The organism is Psychrobacter namhaensis (assembly GCF_016107545.1).
In the GTDB taxonomy this organism is placed as follows: domain Bacteria; phylum Pseudomonadota; class Gammaproteobacteria; order Pseudomonadales; family Moraxellaceae; genus Psychrobacter; species Psychrobacter namhaensis.
On sequence record NZ_JABASS010000017.1, the window covers coordinates 1 to 18,691 of the forward strand.

Sequence of the window (18,691 nt, forward strand, 5' to 3'; positions counted from 1 at the left end):
CAGAACTCAGTCCTTGATATAAACTTAAACCGTCCAACATTTGGGGGTCAGTTCATGAGCTACCCTTTTTTATTGGCCAAATATGATCGAGCCAAATCGATACTGCGTAGTTATTTAGCGTAACTTGCAGCCTACATTAAAGGCGCAATGCTTTGTGAGATGGTGTTTTCTGTCTCTTGGCTGTTGGCGCTAGTATTAGCCGGGGTGGGCTTCGGAATAACGGTGAGCTTGGCATCTGATTCAAAAACAATCGCTTCAACATCATCGAAGTTGTTTATCCCTTCAGAACGCATCGCACATTCGATCTCTTGCCCAGTCAACCGTTCAGCGCGCATCGCGTCGGGCAAGAACTGCCCTTGATAAAAGACAATACGTGGCTCAGATAAAATAAAACTGCTAAATTGCGGTGAGATAGAGGCGTATTTGGTGACCAAGAACTGCAATAGGTACAGCACCAAGATAGAAGCCACTCCTTCGATAAAAGGCACTTCTTTGAGAAGAATGGTACTGGCACCCAAGGAGCCAATCATCACCGTGACAACCCAATCAAAGTTGTTGAGCTGTGAAGTGGAGCGCTTCCCTGAGGCTTTAGTGACTAGCACGATTAATACATACACCATGGTTGCCGTCAGCACAATACGCCCAAGTTTGTCTACACTGTCAAAAAAAAGCATATCCATGAAGATCACTCCTGTTATCAAAGTAAAACTGCTTTTTATTAGTAAGGTATCTACTAAACTTAGCCTAACGGATTTTGCGCGTCTATAGGAAGAAATTTGTAGTCACTTGTAGAGGCCTTAGATGTCTTGTTAGTCTCAAATCGTCTTGCGTTTGGGATCAAGCAAGCGATTGAACGCCCAAATACTGATTCGAGCGCTGACTAAGGTCAGTACCAGTATCATGATCAACGATGAGAGCAGGGGTAACGGGCGTTGTTTGGCCATCTCAAACAACACTTCGCGATTTACTGCATCAAATAACCAAAACCATATGCCTAAGAAATAAACGACCGTGAGTAACCAAATGGCTGCGACTCCGCCAAACATCAAACGATTGATCTCTTCACTATCTAGTGCGCGCTGCTGATGTTTGACAAATTTGTGTACCGCGATGTAGGCGCCGACAATGACAGAGAGTACGGTGATGAGCTGGGAGTTTAGGGCGATTTGGGTTTGGATCATCATGAATATCACACTGGCAAGCGTATAACCAATCGCGAAAAACCCAACATATTGAGCCAGTTTAGGCTGAGCATGTTCATGGTGTTGTGCTGCCCTGTTATGGCCTAAGTGTGGGTTGGATTTATTGAGTTTAGTTGTCTTACGTGACATAAGCTGACCTTTATAAAGGTAAAAACAGAAGGTTCAAATTAACATTATGATGCGATAAAAGGGGCTCAGTGCTGCGCTGTCCAGTCTAGCATGGCATCTAACACGGGTCTGGCGGTATAAGTATTTAACGCCTGCTCACTATTGATAAGCCCAACCACGACATAGTCCTGTCCTGATATCCCTTTGACATACCCTGCCATCGAAGTGACGTTGTTTAAGGTGCCCGTTTTTATCCACGCGCGGCCAATGGCGGCTGACTCAGGTAAGCGGTCACTATGCGCCGTGATAGTGCCGCTGACACCAGCCACGCCCAAAGAGTTGACGTAGGCATCGAAGCTTGGACGGTTATAAGCGTGTGTTAATAACTCGCTTAAGTTAGCGGCAGTGATCGTACAGTCGCGGCACAGTCCTGAGCCATTGGTCAGATGCGGTGGCGGTGTGTCTAAATGGCGCTGCCACCACTGATTGATGGTCTGTAGTGTCTGCGGATAGTCCGTCGCGCTAACCTGATACAAGCTGCTGGTTTTCTGGAGACTATTTTGTTTGCCAATTATTTGCTCACGAGCCTTTTCACTGGGCATACTTTTATCGGTATTAGGTAAATTTTTGTGATGATAAGCGCCTATCGATAGCGCCACTTGCTCGGCCATGACATTGTTTGAGAAGTGATTGATGTCATGGACCTGCTGCCTTAAATTTAGCGAGGGGTAGCTGACAATGGGTAGTGGTGACATAGGCAGGGCGGCCAGACCTTTTGCTGGCGTTGGCTTTTTTGTCGCATCATACGGGGTTTCTTGGGTAATGACGGTGCCACTTAAGGTATTGCCCAACTCTTGCCACTTAGCGGCGATGGCCCGTGCAGCAAACGCTTTGGCATCAGGGTAGGCGACATAAAAGGCATGCTCTTGGCAGCGGTTTGGCAGATCGGTATTTAGTACTAACTGTTTGGCGTGCCACTTTGGGGCGAGACTATAGCGTGCTTGACCACAGGCCGCTGAACGCACATCTATCACGCTTGGCATGTGATAATTCGCTAATTGCGGCGTGTACGTGAGGCGAGCTTGACCGTTGTCCATCGGATAGCTTTTGATACCAACGGTGCTAAAATTGACCAAAAATCCATCAGGACTGGCGTTATAAGGACGTAGGGGCGCATTGTCAAAGGCGGCAGGGTCTTTAGTAACGTTGTGAAAAATAGAACTATCGACAATCATATCCCCATTGATATGGCGAATCCCTGAGGTTTGTACTTGATACAACAGTTGATTTAAACGCTCATGAGTCATTTTTGGATCGCCGCTCCCTTGAATAATCAAGTCGCCATACAGCCGATCTCCTATCACTAAGCCTGTGTGATAAACACGCGTATGCCAGACAAAGTCGGCACCTAGGGTGTCTAAAGCGATAAAACTCGGCACCAGTTTCATGGTGCTGGCGGGGGTACGCGGGGTATCAGGCTGATGACTCAGTAATGGAGAAAACGAGATTTTGATAGCAGATGCCGCTGTATGAGTATTACTGTCTGCTGCGCCCATGCTGCCATCATCAAGGACTGCTTGGTCGCCAACTGACTGAGAAGCGGAATGATGACTATCGGGGATCAGCGCCGGAATACTCTCCAAGCTTTGATAGGTATAAGGGTCGTCAGTATAAGCGTGTATTTTTTGCTCGTGTTTTTTAATCGTCCGCTTCTCGATAGTGGTTAGGGCAACCTGCGGACTCGAATTGTTTTTACCATCGTGCTGAGCATTTTGAGTACTGTTTTGTTTGAGGCTTTTAGAGTCAAAAGCTGCCTCAGTCTCTGCCGAGTCACTGCTATCGATAACTTGAATGGGAGACGGCAGGTGGCTGGCGTTTTTATCACCGACTGGCGTGATGACCATACTAATATCAGAAGCTGATAACTCTGCACGTGATAAAGCGGCTTGTATGGCCGCTGGCAATGCTGCTTGTGCATAGAGTGGTGTTGCGAGGACTGTCACTGCAGTGAGTATGCTACTAAGTAACGATAAGCGTTTACTGGCTTGAGATATCACACGAAAATAGCCAACAGAAGGTTTTGCTTTGGCGTCATTTTTGGCGTCAATAAGAGCGTTATCATTGAGGGTGTGGCAGCGTTTAGAGGTTGGTTGCATAAGCATCTATCATCAGCTAAAAAAACAGCCTATGGTAACATGAGTTGCTGTTTTCGCGTAGATGCTAGGCGTTGTTTGATAGTCGTCTGTACCGCTTATCATGAGCGCGCGCGTAGATGCAAAAACGCCATTGCGGTCATAATCGCGTCATTATAAGCATCATGAGCACCCAGCTCAGGAATGTCGTAATGCGCTAAAATGTTGCTCAAATGCTGCGATTGATTGGGAATACCTTGAGTACGATCACCCATACGCTGACTGTACAACTGACGGACATCAATGATCTTATTTGGTAGGGCCGTGCCCATGTAACGTTTGACCAATGGGTTTAAAAACCCAGTGTCTAGCTGCGTACAGAAGCCGACGATCGGTCGATTGCCTATAAATGGCAGCAAGTACGCCAGCATCTCCTCATAGCTCATGCCATGCTCCACATCAGCGGTACGCAAACCATGAATAACAATGGTATCGCGATCTGGCATCACAGGTGGTTTGCATACCAGATGCATCCCGTTGCCTGTATCGATCGTATTGTCATTGATATGAATCGCTGCGATAGATAACAAATGGTGTTTTCTTGGGTTCAGTCCCGTCATTTCACAATCAATCGCCACCCACTGCTTGGCTAAGGGTTTGCTAAACATGGCCGCCAGCTCTGGGCGCTGTAGTTGCGTCTTTTGCCAAGCGTAAGACAACTGCTTTAGCCAACTCATATTCGTTACCCATCCATTTACGTTAGTGTTAGCCTTATGATATTTCTAATTGATAGTGCTGACGGAGCTGTGTCTTAAAGCTTTTGACCACTGCCAAGCACTCTTTTAACAAGTCACGCTCAAGCGCAGTTAAGGTCATGGGGTCGACTTGTCGTGCGTGTTTGTCATCGGTCGAGAGTGCCACTGATAAACGCTGCGCCATAAAAAATTCCAACGCTTCCAATAAGGTGTCGGCGCGCTCTTGGTTGATGACATGAGCTTGCACCAACGCCTTAAGACGGTCTTTTGTGCTCGGCACGGCTAAGATGTCATATTCTAATGCCAAGGTGCGAATTCCGTGTACCAGAGGGAAGATACCGGCTTTTTTTAGGTCAATGTCTTGTGAGCTGGACTTGCCACCGAGTAAGGGCATGAACTTTTGCCACCACTGATTGACATCACCAAACTGTAGTGCTGCGCGGGCGAATTGACGAACGAACATTGGATCTGATTGCCGATGGGCGACCTTGAGGTGTTGACGTACTTGGGTCAGGAGCGACTCATCACCGCAGACGTATTCACCATCGAGTATGGCGGACAAATAAATACCATGCATCGGATCGGTGTTTTTAAACCATACGCCAATCTGGGCGTTAAACTGTTTTAGCGGCTGCCGCCACATGGGGTTGGTCATCATGATATTGCCGTCACACAGGGGGTAGCCTAGGTCTGCTAAATGGTGATTAAAAGTGTCAGCAAACTGGGCCAAATCAGGATGCGTGTAGCCATCGCGTATGATGAGCGCATTATCTTGGTCAGTACGCATGATTTGCTCACCGCGACCTTCAGAGCCCATCACGATGAGGCAGGTATTTTTCATGACGGCCTCAGGCACGATCAGCTGCCAAAGCTTGGTAAATACCTGTGCGTTTAGTGTCTGTACCATGCGGCTAACGTTGCCGATTTTTACGCCGTTTTGATGCTGAGCACGAATATAGCGACCGATAAGCTCGACCGCGGTATCTAGGCTCGTTAAGTCTTTTGCTTGTTCGATTTGCATACTAATAAGCTGTGAATGGTGACTAATGTGAGCGAGCAGGTCGCTTTGTCCCAGCACGCCTGCCACGTTACCGTCGTGGTCAATGACTGGCAGTCGATGGATGCGATAGCGGGTCATGGTCAGTAGGGCATCACCAATCTCATCATTCGCTCTGATCGTCCGTAAATTAAAGTTGGCGTAACGCTGACAAGGTGTCGTGGCGGGGTCTTTCTGGTCACTCACAGCGCGGCAAATGTCCGTGTCGGTGAGTATGCCTAATAGATGGCCAGTACGCTGCGGCAACGCGACATCATTTTCTACAGAATGGGGCTGTATCAGTACGTGTTTTAGTCCGGCCTTTGTCATGATACCAGCGGCTTCATAGAGGCTAGCGTTGGCATCGACAATATGTACTGGCAATAACTTAACCTCAATCACGGGCTGCAGCATGATTTGCTGTACTTCTTGTTGGTTATTATAATGAGAGGGATCGATGACTTTGCCACTGCGCCGTTGTCGTAAGGCTTTTAAGCGTTCCGGCAGCTTGTCTGATAACAGCTGGCGTACCAGATGATTCTGAGCGCTGATTTTATCGACTGTACTGCCCGCTACTTGCAGCAGCAAGGTATCTTCAGTCGCTCGAAACTGATAGGTCTGTACAGCTTTAGGGTTGGTGCTGTTTTCATCCCCTTGTTGTAAGCTGTTTTTGGGTGATGCTTCAGGCAGGCGTCGACTATCGAACCAGTCGTTGTTATTGAGATCGTCAGAGTGGTTGCTACCCAAGTAAGACGCGACAAAGTCACCATCGAGTGACTGTTCAATCTGTCCTTTGATGACCACATAAAGGTACTGTAACTCTGCCACAGGTAGGCTTTCATCTTTGGCAAGGAAGCGGATTTGGGTGTTTTTTCTGATACTTTGACGCTCAGCCAAGCTTAATACATCAAAGGGGGGCTGGGTAAAATCAAGATGGGGCATGGCATCATCCTTGATGGCACATTTAAAAAAGACACTTTACTATAGCACTATTAAGGCAAAAAACCTTTAATAACCACAGTTATATTGTGGCTATTAAAGGCTGGGGTCTTTCTGACCGCTCAATCTTTAGGCAGCTACCGTTTATGCGCCCAGCAGTTGACGAATGCGACTGATCGCTTCACGGCTTTCCTCGACACTAGCGACAAGAGCAATACGCACATAACCTTGCCCAGGATTGTGACCATTGACCTCACGGGACAAATAGCGCCCTGCTAGCGCGTGAATGTTGGCCTGCTCATAGAGTGCTTTGACAAATACCTCGTCATCACCATTGAATTGCTCAGGGACCTTTATCCAAAAGTAAAAACCAGCGTCAGGCATACGTAATTCTAGTAACTCGCCAAGCTCAGACATCCAGAGTGCAAATTTTTCTTGATAAAGCTGACGATTGTGTGCCACGTGCTTTTCATCTTGCCAAGCTGCAATAGAAGCAAGCTGATGCGGTATCGGCATCGCACAGCCTTGATAGGTGCGATACTGCAGGTAAGCCTGCAAAATCTTGGCATCTCCCGCCACAAACCCTGAGCGTAAACCGGGTAAGTTTGAGCGCTTGGACAACGAGTGAAAGACCAGGCAGTTGTGAAAATCATTCCGACCCAGAGCAGCGCAGGCTTGTAATAGACCGATTGGCGCTTTATCAAAATACAGCTCGCTATAACACTCGTCGCTTGCGATGATAAAACCGTATTGATCTGACAGACGAATGAGGTGCTCCCAGTCATCCATCGTCATGACCGAGCCTGTTGGATTATTTGGGCTACAAACAAATAACAGCTGCGTGCGCATCCAAACGTCCTTTGGCACCGCGCGATAGTTACCTTTAAAGTCATCATCGGGTGTACAAGGCACAAAGTAGGGTGCGGCTTGGGCGAGTAGTGCCGCGCCCTCGTATATTTGATAAAACGGATTGGGCATGACAACCGTCGGCGGTTGATCAGACCCAGACAGCGAACTGCTCTCTGTATCGGTTGCTTTATGATCAATGACCGCTTGTACCACGCTAAAAATGGCTTCGCGCGTCCCCATGACCGGCAATACCTGCGTATTGGCATCGACATGATGCAAAAAAAACCGCTTCTCTAGCCAGTGCGCGATGGTTTGCCGCAGCTCAAATAAGCCGTTGGTGGTGGGATAATGGCTTATTTTGTCCAAATTTTCGTGTAGGACGTCCAGAACAAATGCGGGCGGCTCATGTTTTGGTTCGCCAATACCCAGCTTGATTTCACTGTAGCTATGGGCTGGCGTGCTATCGGCAAGCAAGGTTGCCATCTTGGCAAAGGGGTAAGGGTGTAGGTGGGTCAAGTTGTGATTCATAAGTAGGGTAACTATAATGGACAATTAATAATAAAGTTATAAAGAAAAGTTACATTTAAGCAGTGTAGCATTTCTTTTGTTTTTTTTCCTTGGCTTCTTATATTAATACTATGTGTCTTGTAAAAGGCCAATAACTGTAATAAATTGAGAAGGCAGGGTTTAAAGAGGCTAAATAGCGTTAAGTAAAGCTTATCAGCTGATAACTTATAACAATGAAAAAAACCGCTATCAGACCTAACGATAGACTATTGTGAGGATAGTTTGATATGCCTAGTGCTTCGAATATTGAAGATATCAATACTAAAGAGAGCAGTGCTGAAGAGAGTATTGCCCAAGATATCAGTAATAAAAACGATGAGAGTAGCCAACAACGCACTAAACTGTATGAGCTATTAAAACAGCGGGAACAGTGCTGGTGGCAAGCGCGTCAGCAACTGATTAATCGTAAAGAACGAAAAGTGGTTTGGTACGGCGAAAACAGCTTAATGATGTGGTTGCTGTGGCAGCTGGTCAGTTATGTGGTCGTGGCGATGGTGCTGATGTTCCTCAGCAGCTTGTTGAACATAATGCTAACTTTATGGCAGTACGTTGCCTTATTTATCTTACAAACCGTGGTTTTTATCGCTATGCTGGCAGCCAAAGGGCGTACAGCAAAAACCCTGCAACGCAAAATTGATAAAGATGAGATAGTACGCGAAGAGGCGTTTAATGAGATGATTATTTTGGCAGAGGACAGTCTGTATCCAGACGTACACGCCAAATCGCCCATCTCTTTGAGACAGTTGTATGAGTGCTTTGATGGGAGTTTTCATCTGGCAACCTTACATGGTTTACTACAAAAAGAAGTCGACGCTGGACGCCTAATATTAGGCCAACAGCAGATGGATGCAAAAATTTTACCGCCAGATCTTGCCGATGATGAGCTTGATGAGCATGCCAGCGAGATGGTGTATAAAAGCACGTTATAAGCACTGACCGACGCTAAATGCTAGAAGGATGCCTATGACCACGTACTAAATAACCAAGTACTAAGGGTAACCATTTTCTCGCTAGCGGTCACACCTTTACAGTGCTTGAACATGTTTCTCAGCCTCCCAGCCCCACATGCCACCAGTAATAAATAGCTTCTTTACGCTGTATCAACAGTACGATGTTTAATGACATTTTTATTCAGTGCGCTCTCTGCTAATCAACGAAATGATTAGCAGAGAGCAAATTGCCATACTTAAATCACTTGGGTGTCTTTTTGGACGCTCAGACTCAGGATTAGTGCTGATTTTAAGGCCTCTAATCGATCAGCTGACAATGGCTCATCATTTTGATCACTGATATAAAACATATCCTCTGCACGCTCACCTAACGTGGTAATACGAGCAGCATGTACCTCAATTCTCTCTTGCAAAAAGACTTGTCCCACTCGTGCCAATAGCCCCGGCTGATCAAGTGTCTCTAAGCTCATGATATGTTGATCTGACGCTTCATTAAATTCAAAGTTAATAACCGTCGTCACTTCAAAATGCCTAAGTTGACGCGGGATGCGTTTATTCGTCAGCTTTAGCACGGTTGGGTCTTTAAAGGCATTGATCAACCGCTGCTTAAGCTCTTGTTGGCTGTCTTCATCGACCAGTAGCGTCCCACTAGGATCGAGCAGCACATAAGAATCCAACGCAAAATCGCGGGTGGCAGTAATGATGCGGGCGTCTAAAACGTCTAGATTCATCTGATCAAACACCGCCATGGTAACCGCAAAAAGATTTGTCTGATCTTGGGTATAAACAAAAACCTGTACCGCATCAAGAGCCAGCTCACGATGCTCTCGCAACACGATCAATGGTGGACTGTCCGCATTGGAGGCAAGACCAATCGGGGGGTGGTTCAAGATAGCTTCGGTATGCCATAAGATGTCTTCAGCAATCTCTCGCAAAAAGTACTCATCACCCAAATCATCCCACAGCCGCAAGACTTCATCGCGATTCATGTGCTGATTATTAACATTGTCTAGCATCGTGAGGGCTTGCCTACGTGTGGCACTGATCATGTCTTGGCGGTTGGTGGGCGCATCAATGTCAGCGCGCAAAATGCGCCGCGTTTGCGAGTACAACTGCTTCATCAAGGTGGCTCGCCAACTATTCCACAACTGTGGGTTAGTGGCATTCATGTCTGCGACGGTGAGCACATAGAGATGATTGAGGTGGGTCACATTACCCACTAGGTTGGCAAAAACGGTGACGACTTCTGGGTCTGAGATGTCTTTTTTCTGAGCGGTCATCGACATCAATAAGTGATAGCGGGTCAGCCAGCCGACTAGGTTTGCATCCGCTAAACTCATGCCATGAGCCAAGCAAAAATCAATTGATTCTGTTTGCCCAAGCTCACTATGATTGCCGCCGCGACCTTTAGCAATATCATGAAACATGGCTGCGAGCACTAAGATCTCTTTGCGCTCGATACGTTGAAAAATAGAGCTGACCAATGGGAAGTCTTCATAAAAACGTGGATCAGTGAAACGGTGCAAAATCCGAATCAAAAACAACGTATGGGCATCCACCGTGTAACGATGAAACAAATCATACTGCATCAGACCAGTGACTTGCGCAAAAGCGGGAATATAGCTGCCCAAAACGCCACAGCGATTCATGGTGCGGAGGCGATGAAAGAGATAGTTTTGTTCTTTTAAGTTGGCTAAAAAAAGCGCTTGGTGAGTGGGGTTGTCGCGATAAACCTGATCGATACCGCGTGCTGCGATTTTTAATGCCCGCAGGGTATGTGTACGGACGTTTTTGATACCGTATTGACCCATCAATAAAAACATCTCTAAAATGGCGTCAGGATGCTGGGCAAATACTCGATGATGCGCCATGGCGATTTGTTCACCCACTTGATTAAAGTGTGCGTTGATTGGCTGCTTTTTCGGGCGCTCATCATCTGGCAGCTGCGGCTCTATGATCGTCTCGTAGTAATGATTGGTCAACATCTCAGACAGCGTCGATATCTGCATAGCACAGCGATAGTAATCCCGCATAAAGCGTTCCACCGCCGCATTAGGCTGATCGTCCGGCTGCGTCTCATAGCCCATAAGCTGGGCAATCTCACGCTGATAGTCAAACAGTAGCTTGTTTTCATTACGGCCAGTCAGCACATGCAAATAATGACGTATTTGCCATAAGTAGCCTTCTGCAAAGCTGAGCTCATCAAATTCCTTTTCGGTCAAAAAGTTTTGCTGGACTAAGTCATACAGCTTGCCGACTCGAAAATAACGTTTGGTCACCCAGCCGATGATGTGAATATCGCGTAAGCCTCCAGGGGCCGTTTTGATATTTGGCTCAAGATTGTACTCTGTGGCGTTGTGCTGTAGATAGCGCGCTTTGGCTTCTGCAATTTTTGCGTCAAAAAAGGCACGGGGCGTCCACTGCTTATTGACAATCTGAATAGGCACATCTTGCAGAGCCTCATTACCAATCAGCAGCCGAGCTTCGAGCTGTGCACTAGCAATGGTATGATCAAGCGCCGCTTCTAGAGCGTCACTAACGCTACGCACAGAAAGGGCAGGCTCTAGGCCTATGTCCCAGAGTAGCGCGACCAAGCGGTCAATTTTTCCACTCGTATTTGTGTCAACTTCTTCAGGGGAGAGCAGTAAAATATCGACATCTGAATAAAGCGACAGCTCACCGCGACCATACCCACCAGTTGCAAACAATGCCAAATCGGTCTGATCCAATTCAAACCACTTGAACAACGCTATCAGTAGGCTGTCAATCGCACAGGCCCGCGCTGCCACTAATTGACGAATATTGACGCCGCGTTCTAAAGAGCGGCTAATATCCTCATTGATTTGAGCCAACCAATCAGGAATGCCAAGCAACGATTTTTCTGTTGCAGCGGTGTCTGGCAGCAGTGAGGCATTTGTCGCTATATCACTTGATAGTAAAGGCAGAGGCGTGAGATCAAGAGTCGCGACATCGCAATTAAACATGAGTGTTATCCAATTAAGAATTTAAAAATCAATCGTTAGAGCTAACAGTGGACTAAAAAAAAGGCGTAACAATTAAGATATCGCTACGTGAAGGTACTGCTATATGGTCATTAGAATGTAACTGTATTTAATGAGCAGTATAAAGGGACATCATTGCTAAACAGTCACTAGACAATCACCACGCATAGTACGCAATATGCCTGAATTTTAGTCCAAAAAAAAGACCGCCTAGGCGATCTTTTGTAGTACTACTGGGTCAAAAAGCTTAAATCTTCTTCAGGGCGAGTGGTAAACACTTCACAGCCATTATCGGTCACGACCATCGTGTGCTCCCACTGGGCAGATAGCTTACGGTCTTTGGTAATTGCTGTCCATTCATCAGGCAAAATCTTAGTCTGCCACGTGCCTTGGTTAATCATCGGCTCGATGGTAAAGGTCATGCCTGTTTTTAGCTCAAAGCCGGTGCCTTTTTTGCCATAGTGCATGACTTGCGGCTCATGGTGAAACTCATTACTAATACCATGACCACAGAACTCGCGCACGATACTAAAACGCTCAGGTTCCACCACTTCTTGAATAGCAGCACCGATATCGCCTAAGCGAGCGCCATTTTTGACGACACTCATACCTGCATATAGCGCGTCTTGTGCCACTTTGCAGATACGCTGCGCCATAATTGAGCCGTTACCCACGATCCACATTTTTGAGGTATCGCCGTAATAGCCGTCTTTAATCACCGTGACATCAATGTTGATGATATCACCATCTTTTAGCAGTTTGTTTTCGGTTGGGATGCCGTGACAGACGACATGGTTTACCGAGGTACAAATAGACTTTGGAAAGCCATTGTAGTTGAGCGGCGCAGGAATCGCCTGTTGCACATTAACGATATAGTCGTGAGCGATTTGGTTCAACGCCTCGGTACTGATACCGACTCGGACGTGCTCATTGAGCATGACAAGGACATCGCTGGCAAGTTTACCGGCCACACGCATTTTTTCTATGGCGTCGGCGGACTGGATAAGAGATTTTTTAGTCATCATGATCTTACTTATAGTTATGGAATTAATGTCTTGCATTATAGCATAAATGCAGCTGCGGCTGTTTTGTGAGACTGGCATATAGAGCGTCAGTTTAGCTAACCGCTAACCTAAGAGGTTATAAGTTTATACATTCAAAGAAATGACTATATGGTCATAAATAAATTGCCTATCGTTAATAAAATAATTGAATGTTGCAAAATATAGACGTATTGTAAATTTAGTTGCTAAAAGGATTAGCCATTGTTTTGAGAGTGTTTGTATTGCCGGTAGTACAAACGCTCATGCATGAGAACGACAAAACACTAACGATAACAAGGACGTTATTATGAGGCTCAAAGCTTACCTTTCGACGGCGTTTACGCCTGCTCTGTTTTTACCTTCCCTTGGTGCCATTGGTGTTGGTGTGGTCATGATGGCAGTGCAAACCACCTCTGCCCAAGCCGCTGGACAGTACTACAATTGTGCCAACCCTACGGGGTGCAAGCTGGTCAGTAACCAGTATTGGACGTCAACTTATACAGCCACCCAGTACCCCATTGTCATGGCTCATGGTCTTGGTGGTTTTACTAAGGCATTTGGGTTGGTGGATTATTTTCATGGTATCCCTGAGACCTTAATGAGTGGAGGAAGTCAGGTATATACGACCAAAACCTCATCGGTTCACAACAGTGAGTTTCGCGGTGAGCAGCTGCTGCAACAAGTTAAAACCATCAGTGCCATCTCAGGCAGCCCAAAAGTCAATTTACTCGGGCATAGTCAAGGCGGTATTGATATTCGTTATGTCGCTGCTGTAGAACCGAAATACGTGGCGTCAGTAACGGCTATCGCAAGCCCAGAGCAAGGCTCAAAGATGGGCGACTGGGTAATCAAACAAGTCGTCGAAGGGAGTGCAAAGGATGGCTATGATGAAGGCGAGTTTAATGTTGGCTCACAGATAGCCATTGGGTTTTTTAAGTTTGTGGGTGGCTTTATGGACGTCAGCGCGGGTATTGGTTTTAAAGAGATACAAGAGCAAGACGGCTGGAACGCGGTTCTTGCCTTATCGACTGACTATGCCACTCAGTTTAACGCCAAGTTTCCAGCGGCGATGCCAACCACCTATTGTGGTCAGCCTGCTAACACGGAAGTTAACGGCATAAAGTACTACTCATTCAGTGGGATTGGTCAGCTCACCAATGGCCTTGACCCTAGTGACTATATGCTGGCCTTAACAGGCACCACCTTTGATAACGATCCAAACGATGGCTTGGTATCTGCCTGCTCGAGTCGACTTGGGTATGTCATTCGTGATGACTATCGTATGAATCATTTGGATTCAGCCAATCAAGTATTGGGCTTGACTGCCTGGGGGCAGCCAGACCCAAAAACCTTATATCGTGGTCATGTTAACCGTTTGAAAAGGGCCAATTTATAAAGCTCATTGATAAAGCTGGTATGAGTAACCATCGGTGAGCTTGAGATTACCAAGCTTATGTATAACCAGTTGATACATAAGCTTGGTCATAAAACTGATTTATTAAAAAGGTGTTTTACTATGAGACGCAATCGCCGCCGACCTTTTTTATCTGTGTTTATTATCACTGTCATACTCGCGATAACAGTGGCGATTATTCTGTGGTTTAAGCCTAATAATAAAAAAAGCACGATGTTTCCTCACCTGCCTTTCACAACGATCGGTGAGAATGACCTAAGCAGCTCGATAGATATGACCATGTTTAGTAATAAAGTGCGCAGCGCAGCCACTCAAAATAATACCTCGTTTACCACAGGGCTAGAAAATTTACCGCGCTCTTTACAAGGTACGGAGGTGGATGGCGAAATCATTATTAATGAAAACAAGCAACTGATCGTCACTGAAGGCTTACGGCGTTTGTTTGATTATTTTTTGTCAGCGCTGGGTGAGGAGGATGACGCTGTTATCTATGCCCGTGTGGAGCATTATATTCGCAATCACACGCCTGAACCTGCGGCCAGTCAAGCAATCGCTATATTTGATCGCTACGTTGCTTATCTTAAGGCCATTCCTGAAATAGAAAACCGTTACGGCAATTTGCAATTGCAAGCCACGAAAAGCGGCGAGCTGGATCTGAATGTCGTGGCACAGCAAAAGCAAGATGTGACCAAGCAACGCCAGCAGTATTTTGCCAAGGACACCATCAAAGCGTTCTTTGGCGCTGATGATGCCTATGATGATTATAGTATCGAGATGATTGGCATTAACCAAAACAAACAGCTGTCTGCTGCCCAAAAAGAAGCGGCAAAGCAGGATTATATTAGCCGTATGCCAGATAATGCCACCAAAGCCCATATTGAGCAGCAAACTAATCTGAATGAGCTAATGAGTCGTACCGCACAAATGAAAGCAGAAGGTGCCACAGCTGAGGAGCTGTACAATATGCGCCGTGAGCTGGTAGGAGCGCCTGCCGCTCAAAGGCTTGCGCAAGTAGACCAAGAAAACGCCAATTTTGACCAGCGCTTCACTCAGTATGAAACACAAAAACAACGCTTATTAAGCCAAAATCCGGACCAAGCTCAAGCACAAGTTCAGATAAATCAGCTTGAGCAGCAATTGTTTGATGAGACTGAGCGCCAACGTTTGGCAGGGTATACCGCTCTGCAAGAAACAAAGACGCAATAAGAACATTTGAGTAACATTAAATAATTTACAGTGATGTAAGAGACAGGTAAGCTAAAAATGTGAATAAGTTATGGTTACTGGTAGAAGTACGATCCAATATCTGTAGCTTTATTACAATGACATGCATACTTCCATTGAACCAAAGAACTATTAAAAACATTCTAGGAGCTAAGATGAAAAATATAACCAAAGCATTGATGACAGGTATTGTCATGGTAACGGTATTGGTCGGTTGCCAATCTTTATCAAGCATGACGGCACCCGCCACTAACGAGCCAGAAATTACGGGTACTGACGTTATCTAAGGTTGTCGCTGACACGTTTATTGATAGCGAAACGCTTTGTCTAAAGAAGCGATAAGTACAATCAGCAATAACGCATACGACTTTATTGAAGCAACACTATACAAAAACACCTCGCTATTGAGCGGGGTGTTTTGCGCAGTAACGCTTGTTTTAGAGATGTTAGGAGAAAAACTAGAAAAGGGTTAGCAGCTAATGCGTCGCCTAGCAAGACGTGTTAGCAAAACAACCATAGAGTGGAACAAATAGGTGGGAATCTTACACCTAACCTATCAAGACAGGTAAGTATCAGATGTGCATAATAGCGACATTGTTTAGGTGCATGAATAAAACAATAAATGAATCATAATAAAAACGAACATTTAGAGTGAAAAATATCTTGGTTGTTCATTCTAAATCAAACCACTGCGGAGATGATATGAAAAATATGACTAAAATAATGATGGCTGCAACCCTTGCGGTAGGGACACTTGCGGCCGGTTGCCAAACCACCCCTAATATCACGGCCCCTGTCACCCAGCCCATCACTGCAGAGGCACTGCAAGCGTATAATTGGCAACTTGTCGATGCCAAGCGTACCAATGGCGACAAAGTCAGCCAGTTGTTTTTTGATCCAGCCAAGCCGTTAACGCTAAATTTCTTTACCTCTAACGGTAGTGACCGTGTGACCTTTATCAATACGTGTAACAATATGGGTGCAGAATACAGTGTGGTCAATGGCAATGTACAGATTAAAAACGGCATCAGTACTTTGATGGCTTGTCCTGAGCCGCAAGCGAGCTTTGATACAGCGACATTAGCGACTGTACAAGGTAAATATAGCCTAGATAAAAATGCGAATAAAACGCCTATATTGACCATCAAAAATGACAGTCAAGTGGCTTACTTCAAAGGCGTCGCTAAATAATTCAATCATCACAAATAAGGGATTTAAGCCCACTGTTTTTTTAACCTAATATTTAGTTTTAATCATGCCTCACTATTAAGTGGGGCATTTTTTTATCTAAAATCAAAGCGCAATGTACGCTACACTAGAAGCAATACACGCCTTTAGCAAAAGACGCATAACGCATCTTCGAAGGCTATATTGGACTTTATCTTATGTTAAAAACCTCTGCGCTAAAAGTGGCCATAAACGTGCGCCTAATAAACCACACTATCGTCATTGGCACTCTCAGCGTGTTAACGGGGTGTCAGACGCTATCCAGCCCGCCTGCCAAAACGCCTACCAATACAGTCGCGACCAATCCACTGACAGCACGTATGCCCGCAATAGACCGTCAAGGCTACATTGCCTATGTGGAGGAGCAAGGAGTGGGCAGCGCTAAAATATCGACACTTTATCGCATTCGTCCTAATGGTAGCGATCGCCAACTGATCGACCAGTTAAATGGCTATATCTATGCGCCAGCGTGGTCAGCTGACGGGCGATTGCTCGCCTATAGCAAACAGGCCCCGCGTGAGCACCCCAACATTTATATTTATGATCGGAGCAATCGCACGCGCAATCTGGTGGTCAATGCTGACGGTAGCAATCTGTCAGCATCCTTCTCCCCTGATGGACAAAAATTACTCTACAGCTCCACCGTTGGTGGCAACGCCGATATCTATGAGATGCGTTTGAGTGATGGCGAAACCCGCCAGCTGACCACCTTACCCAGCACAGAAGTGCAGCCCAGCTATGCAGCCGACGGCAAGAGCTTTGTCTATACCAGTGATAAAGTCCGCGCTGGGCGTCCTCGTATCTACCGTTATAGCTTTGCCACTACCAATGCCGTACCGGTGTCGACAGGTGGCTACGCGGCCAGTCCCCAGTTGAGTCTAGATGGTCAGCGTCTGGCGTACCTCAATGGTCGCAAGGCAGCGGTCATGACGCTCGCCACGGGACAAGTGAATAATCTGGCAGAGACAGGACTGGATGAACCAGCACGGTTATCACCCTCTGGACAGTATGCAGTCTATCCAACGCGTCATTCGAATTTAGACGGGCAAGTAGGCGGTCAAAGCGGTGGTAGTTTGATTATCCATTCACTGTCTGGCAACGCAAGCTATACCATCAATCGTAAAGATGGCGGGGTAGTACGCTCACCAGCGTGGAGCCGTTAACATGACAGTTTTAAAAATTTAGTCACCAATCTAATCAATCTAAGGGTAATAAGGAATGGCGCACAAAAAGAAGAACGTCCGCAAAAAAGAATGTCCGGTCTGCGAGCGCGAGTTTAGCTGGAGCAAGAAGCTCGATAAAAACTGGGACAACATGGTCTACTGCTCAGATCAGTGCCGACGGATTAAAAAGTATGAGGGCGTCGAGCATCAGAAGTAAGATGATACCAAACAACAAAAATACGATTAGCTGTGTCAAAATCGCTTAGCCTACAACGCGTAGTACTTGCACTCTTTTTCCTTGCTACTCTAATTTTTGTGAATGGTATGAATAATTCATCAGTCGAATAGATAAGGTAGGGCAGTTATGGCACATAAGAAAGTCAACTTACCGCAAAAAACCTGTCCCGTCTGCCAGCGTCCGTTTACGTGGCGTAAGAAGTGGGAAAAAGACTGGGAGCAGGTGATTTATTGTTCGGAGAAGTGTCGGCGTGGGAAGGATAAAGCTGATTAAGTTAATTCAAGATAGTAAGGTAAATTATGAGTAAGCATTATGAACAATCAAGCTTCCGAGAAAAGCTTATTGAGCACTTATTTATTGGTGAAATACTAAAATTATCGTGGTTAAAAGGTGATTGTCAGTTGGAGGTTATGAAACCTGAAGTTGATAACGCAGGTTGTGATGTTGTCCTTGAAGACAATAATATTATTCGTCATATTCAACTCAAAACGTCAAAATTAGGTGCTAAAGCGTCAAGTCAAAAAGTTAATGTGCGTTTAGCCAATAAACCTTCAGGATGTATTGTTTGGATAGTATTTGATGAAGATACTTTAGAGTTATGCTCGTTTTATTTTTTTGGTGCTGAGGCTGGCAAGCCATTAACTGGACTAGAGAATGCTAAAGTTGCAAAACATACCAAAGCCAATGCGGATGGCATAAAAGCTGAAAGGCCTAATATCCGAACTATTAATAAAGGAAAATTTGATCGTTACGATAGCATTGAAGCTTTATATAACGTCTTGTTCATTCCAAAAAGCTAAGGTCGCACTAGGCAAGACAGTGACAGGATTGAAGTGAAAATC

The 18,691-nt window shown here is 45.8% G+C and carries 17 protein-coding genes; 9 read left to right on the plus strand and 8 right to left on the minus strand.

All coding sequences use genetic code 11. From position 1 onward, the window contains the following. Nucleotides 1-131: 131 nt before the first annotated feature. The 6 genes from JFC06_RS10905 to dapC all read right to left on the minus strand — a co-directional run bounded on the left by JFC06_RS10905 (nt 132) and on the right by dapC (nt 7,549). Nucleotides 132-680, minus strand: a complete 549-nt coding sequence (locus JFC06_RS10905) for a DUF421 domain-containing protein (protein ID WP_198335064.1) — start codon at nt 678-680, stop codon at nt 132-134. A 135-nt stretch (nt 681-815) separates the two neighbouring features. After that, nucleotides 816-1,331, minus strand: coding sequence for an ABZJ_00895 family protein (locus JFC06_RS10910; protein ID WP_198335065.1), 516 nt, complete (start codon nt 1,329-1,331; stop codon nt 816-818). A 65-nt stretch (nt 1,332-1,396) separates the two neighbouring features. Continuing rightward, nucleotides 1,397-3,466 (minus strand): D-alanyl-D-alanine carboxypeptidase/D-alanyl-D-alanine-endopeptidase, encoded by a 2,070-nt coding sequence (locus JFC06_RS10915; RefSeq protein WP_227670132.1) that lies wholly within the window; start codon nt 3,464-3,466, stop codon nt 1,397-1,399. 98 nt (nt 3,467-3,564) lie between these two features. Next, complete coding sequence (locus JFC06_RS10920; RefSeq protein WP_198335067.1) at nt 3,565-4,179, minus strand: 3'-5' exonuclease; 615 nt, start codon at nt 4,177-4,179, stop codon at nt 3,565-3,567. Between the two features lie 34 nt (nt 4,180-4,213). Further along, a complete protein-coding gene (locus tag JFC06_RS10925; RefSeq protein ID WP_198335068.1) occupies nt 4,214-6,175 on the minus strand; it encodes a DUF294 nucleotidyltransferase-like domain-containing protein in 1,962 nt (653 codons plus the stop codon). A gap of 141 nt (nt 6,176-6,316) precedes the next feature. Beyond that, nucleotides 6,317-7,549, minus strand: coding sequence for a succinyldiaminopimelate transaminase (dapC, locus tag JFC06_RS10930; RefSeq protein ID WP_198335069.1), 1,233 nt, complete (start codon nt 7,547-7,549; stop codon nt 6,317-6,319). 266 nt (nt 7,550-7,815) lie between these two features. Between dapC and JFC06_RS10935 the strand changes: the two genes are divergently transcribed. After that, complete coding sequence (locus JFC06_RS10935; protein ID WP_198335070.1) at nt 7,816-8,517, plus strand: hypothetical protein; 702 nt, start codon at nt 7,816-7,818, stop codon at nt 8,515-8,517. 257 nt (nt 8,518-8,774) lie between these two features. On the opposite strand, the gene glnD is transcribed toward JFC06_RS10935, so the two are convergent. Both glnD and map read right to left on the minus strand, forming a co-directional pair. Beyond that, nucleotides 8,775-11,522, minus strand: a complete 2,748-nt coding sequence (gene glnD / locus JFC06_RS10940) for a [protein-PII] uridylyltransferase (protein WP_193005739.1) — start codon at nt 11,520-11,522, stop codon at nt 8,775-8,777. A gap of 248 nt (nt 11,523-11,770) precedes the next feature. Beyond that, entirely contained in the window at nt 11,771-12,562 is a 792-nt protein-coding gene (gene map / locus JFC06_RS10945; protein ID WP_406947923.1) for a type I methionyl aminopeptidase, read from the minus strand. A 328-nt stretch (nt 12,563-12,890) separates the two neighbouring features. Between map and JFC06_RS10950 the strand changes: the two genes are divergently transcribed. The 8 genes from JFC06_RS10950 (at nt 12,891) to JFC06_RS10980 (ending at nt 18,649) form a co-directional block, all read left to right on the plus strand. Further along, nucleotides 12,891-13,979: a lipase family alpha/beta hydrolase gene (locus JFC06_RS10950; RefSeq protein ID WP_198335072.1), complete on the plus strand. Its 1,089-nt coding sequence runs from the start codon at nt 12,891-12,893 to the stop codon at nt 13,977-13,979. 120 nt (nt 13,980-14,099) lie between these two features. Then, nucleotides 14,100-15,203, plus strand: coding sequence for a lipase secretion chaperone (locus JFC06_RS10955; protein ID WP_198335073.1), 1,104 nt, complete (start codon nt 14,100-14,102; stop codon nt 15,201-15,203). 173 nt (nt 15,204-15,376) lie between these two features. Further along, nucleotides 15,377-15,508 (plus strand): hypothetical protein, encoded by a 132-nt coding sequence (locus JFC06_RS12360; RefSeq protein WP_265088187.1) that lies wholly within the window; start codon nt 15,377-15,379, stop codon nt 15,506-15,508. A 415-nt stretch (nt 15,509-15,923) separates the two neighbouring features. Beyond that, on the plus strand, nt 15,924-16,412 hold the full coding sequence (locus JFC06_RS10960) for an META domain-containing protein (protein WP_198335074.1): 489 nt from the start codon (nt 15,924-15,926) through the stop codon (nt 16,410-16,412). Between the two features lie 194 nt (nt 16,413-16,606). Next, nucleotides 16,607-17,611, plus strand: coding sequence for a PD40 domain-containing protein (locus JFC06_RS10965; protein ID WP_198335075.1), 1,005 nt, complete (start codon nt 16,607-16,609; stop codon nt 17,609-17,611). 55 nt (nt 17,612-17,666) lie between these two features. Further along, entirely contained in the window at nt 17,667-17,828 is a 162-nt protein-coding gene (locus JFC06_RS10970; RefSeq protein ID WP_193005733.1) for a DUF2256 domain-containing protein, read from the plus strand. Nucleotides 17,829-17,975: 147 nt separating this feature from the next. Beyond that, a complete protein-coding gene (locus JFC06_RS10975) occupies nt 17,976-18,122 on the plus strand; it encodes a DUF2256 domain-containing protein (protein WP_198335076.1) in 147 nt (48 codons plus the stop codon). 26 nt (nt 18,123-18,148) lie between these two features. Beyond that, nucleotides 18,149-18,649: a hypothetical protein gene (locus JFC06_RS10980; RefSeq protein WP_198335077.1), complete on the plus strand. Its 501-nt coding sequence runs from the start codon at nt 18,149-18,151 to the stop codon at nt 18,647-18,649. Nucleotides 18,650-18,691 lie beyond the last annotated feature (42 nt).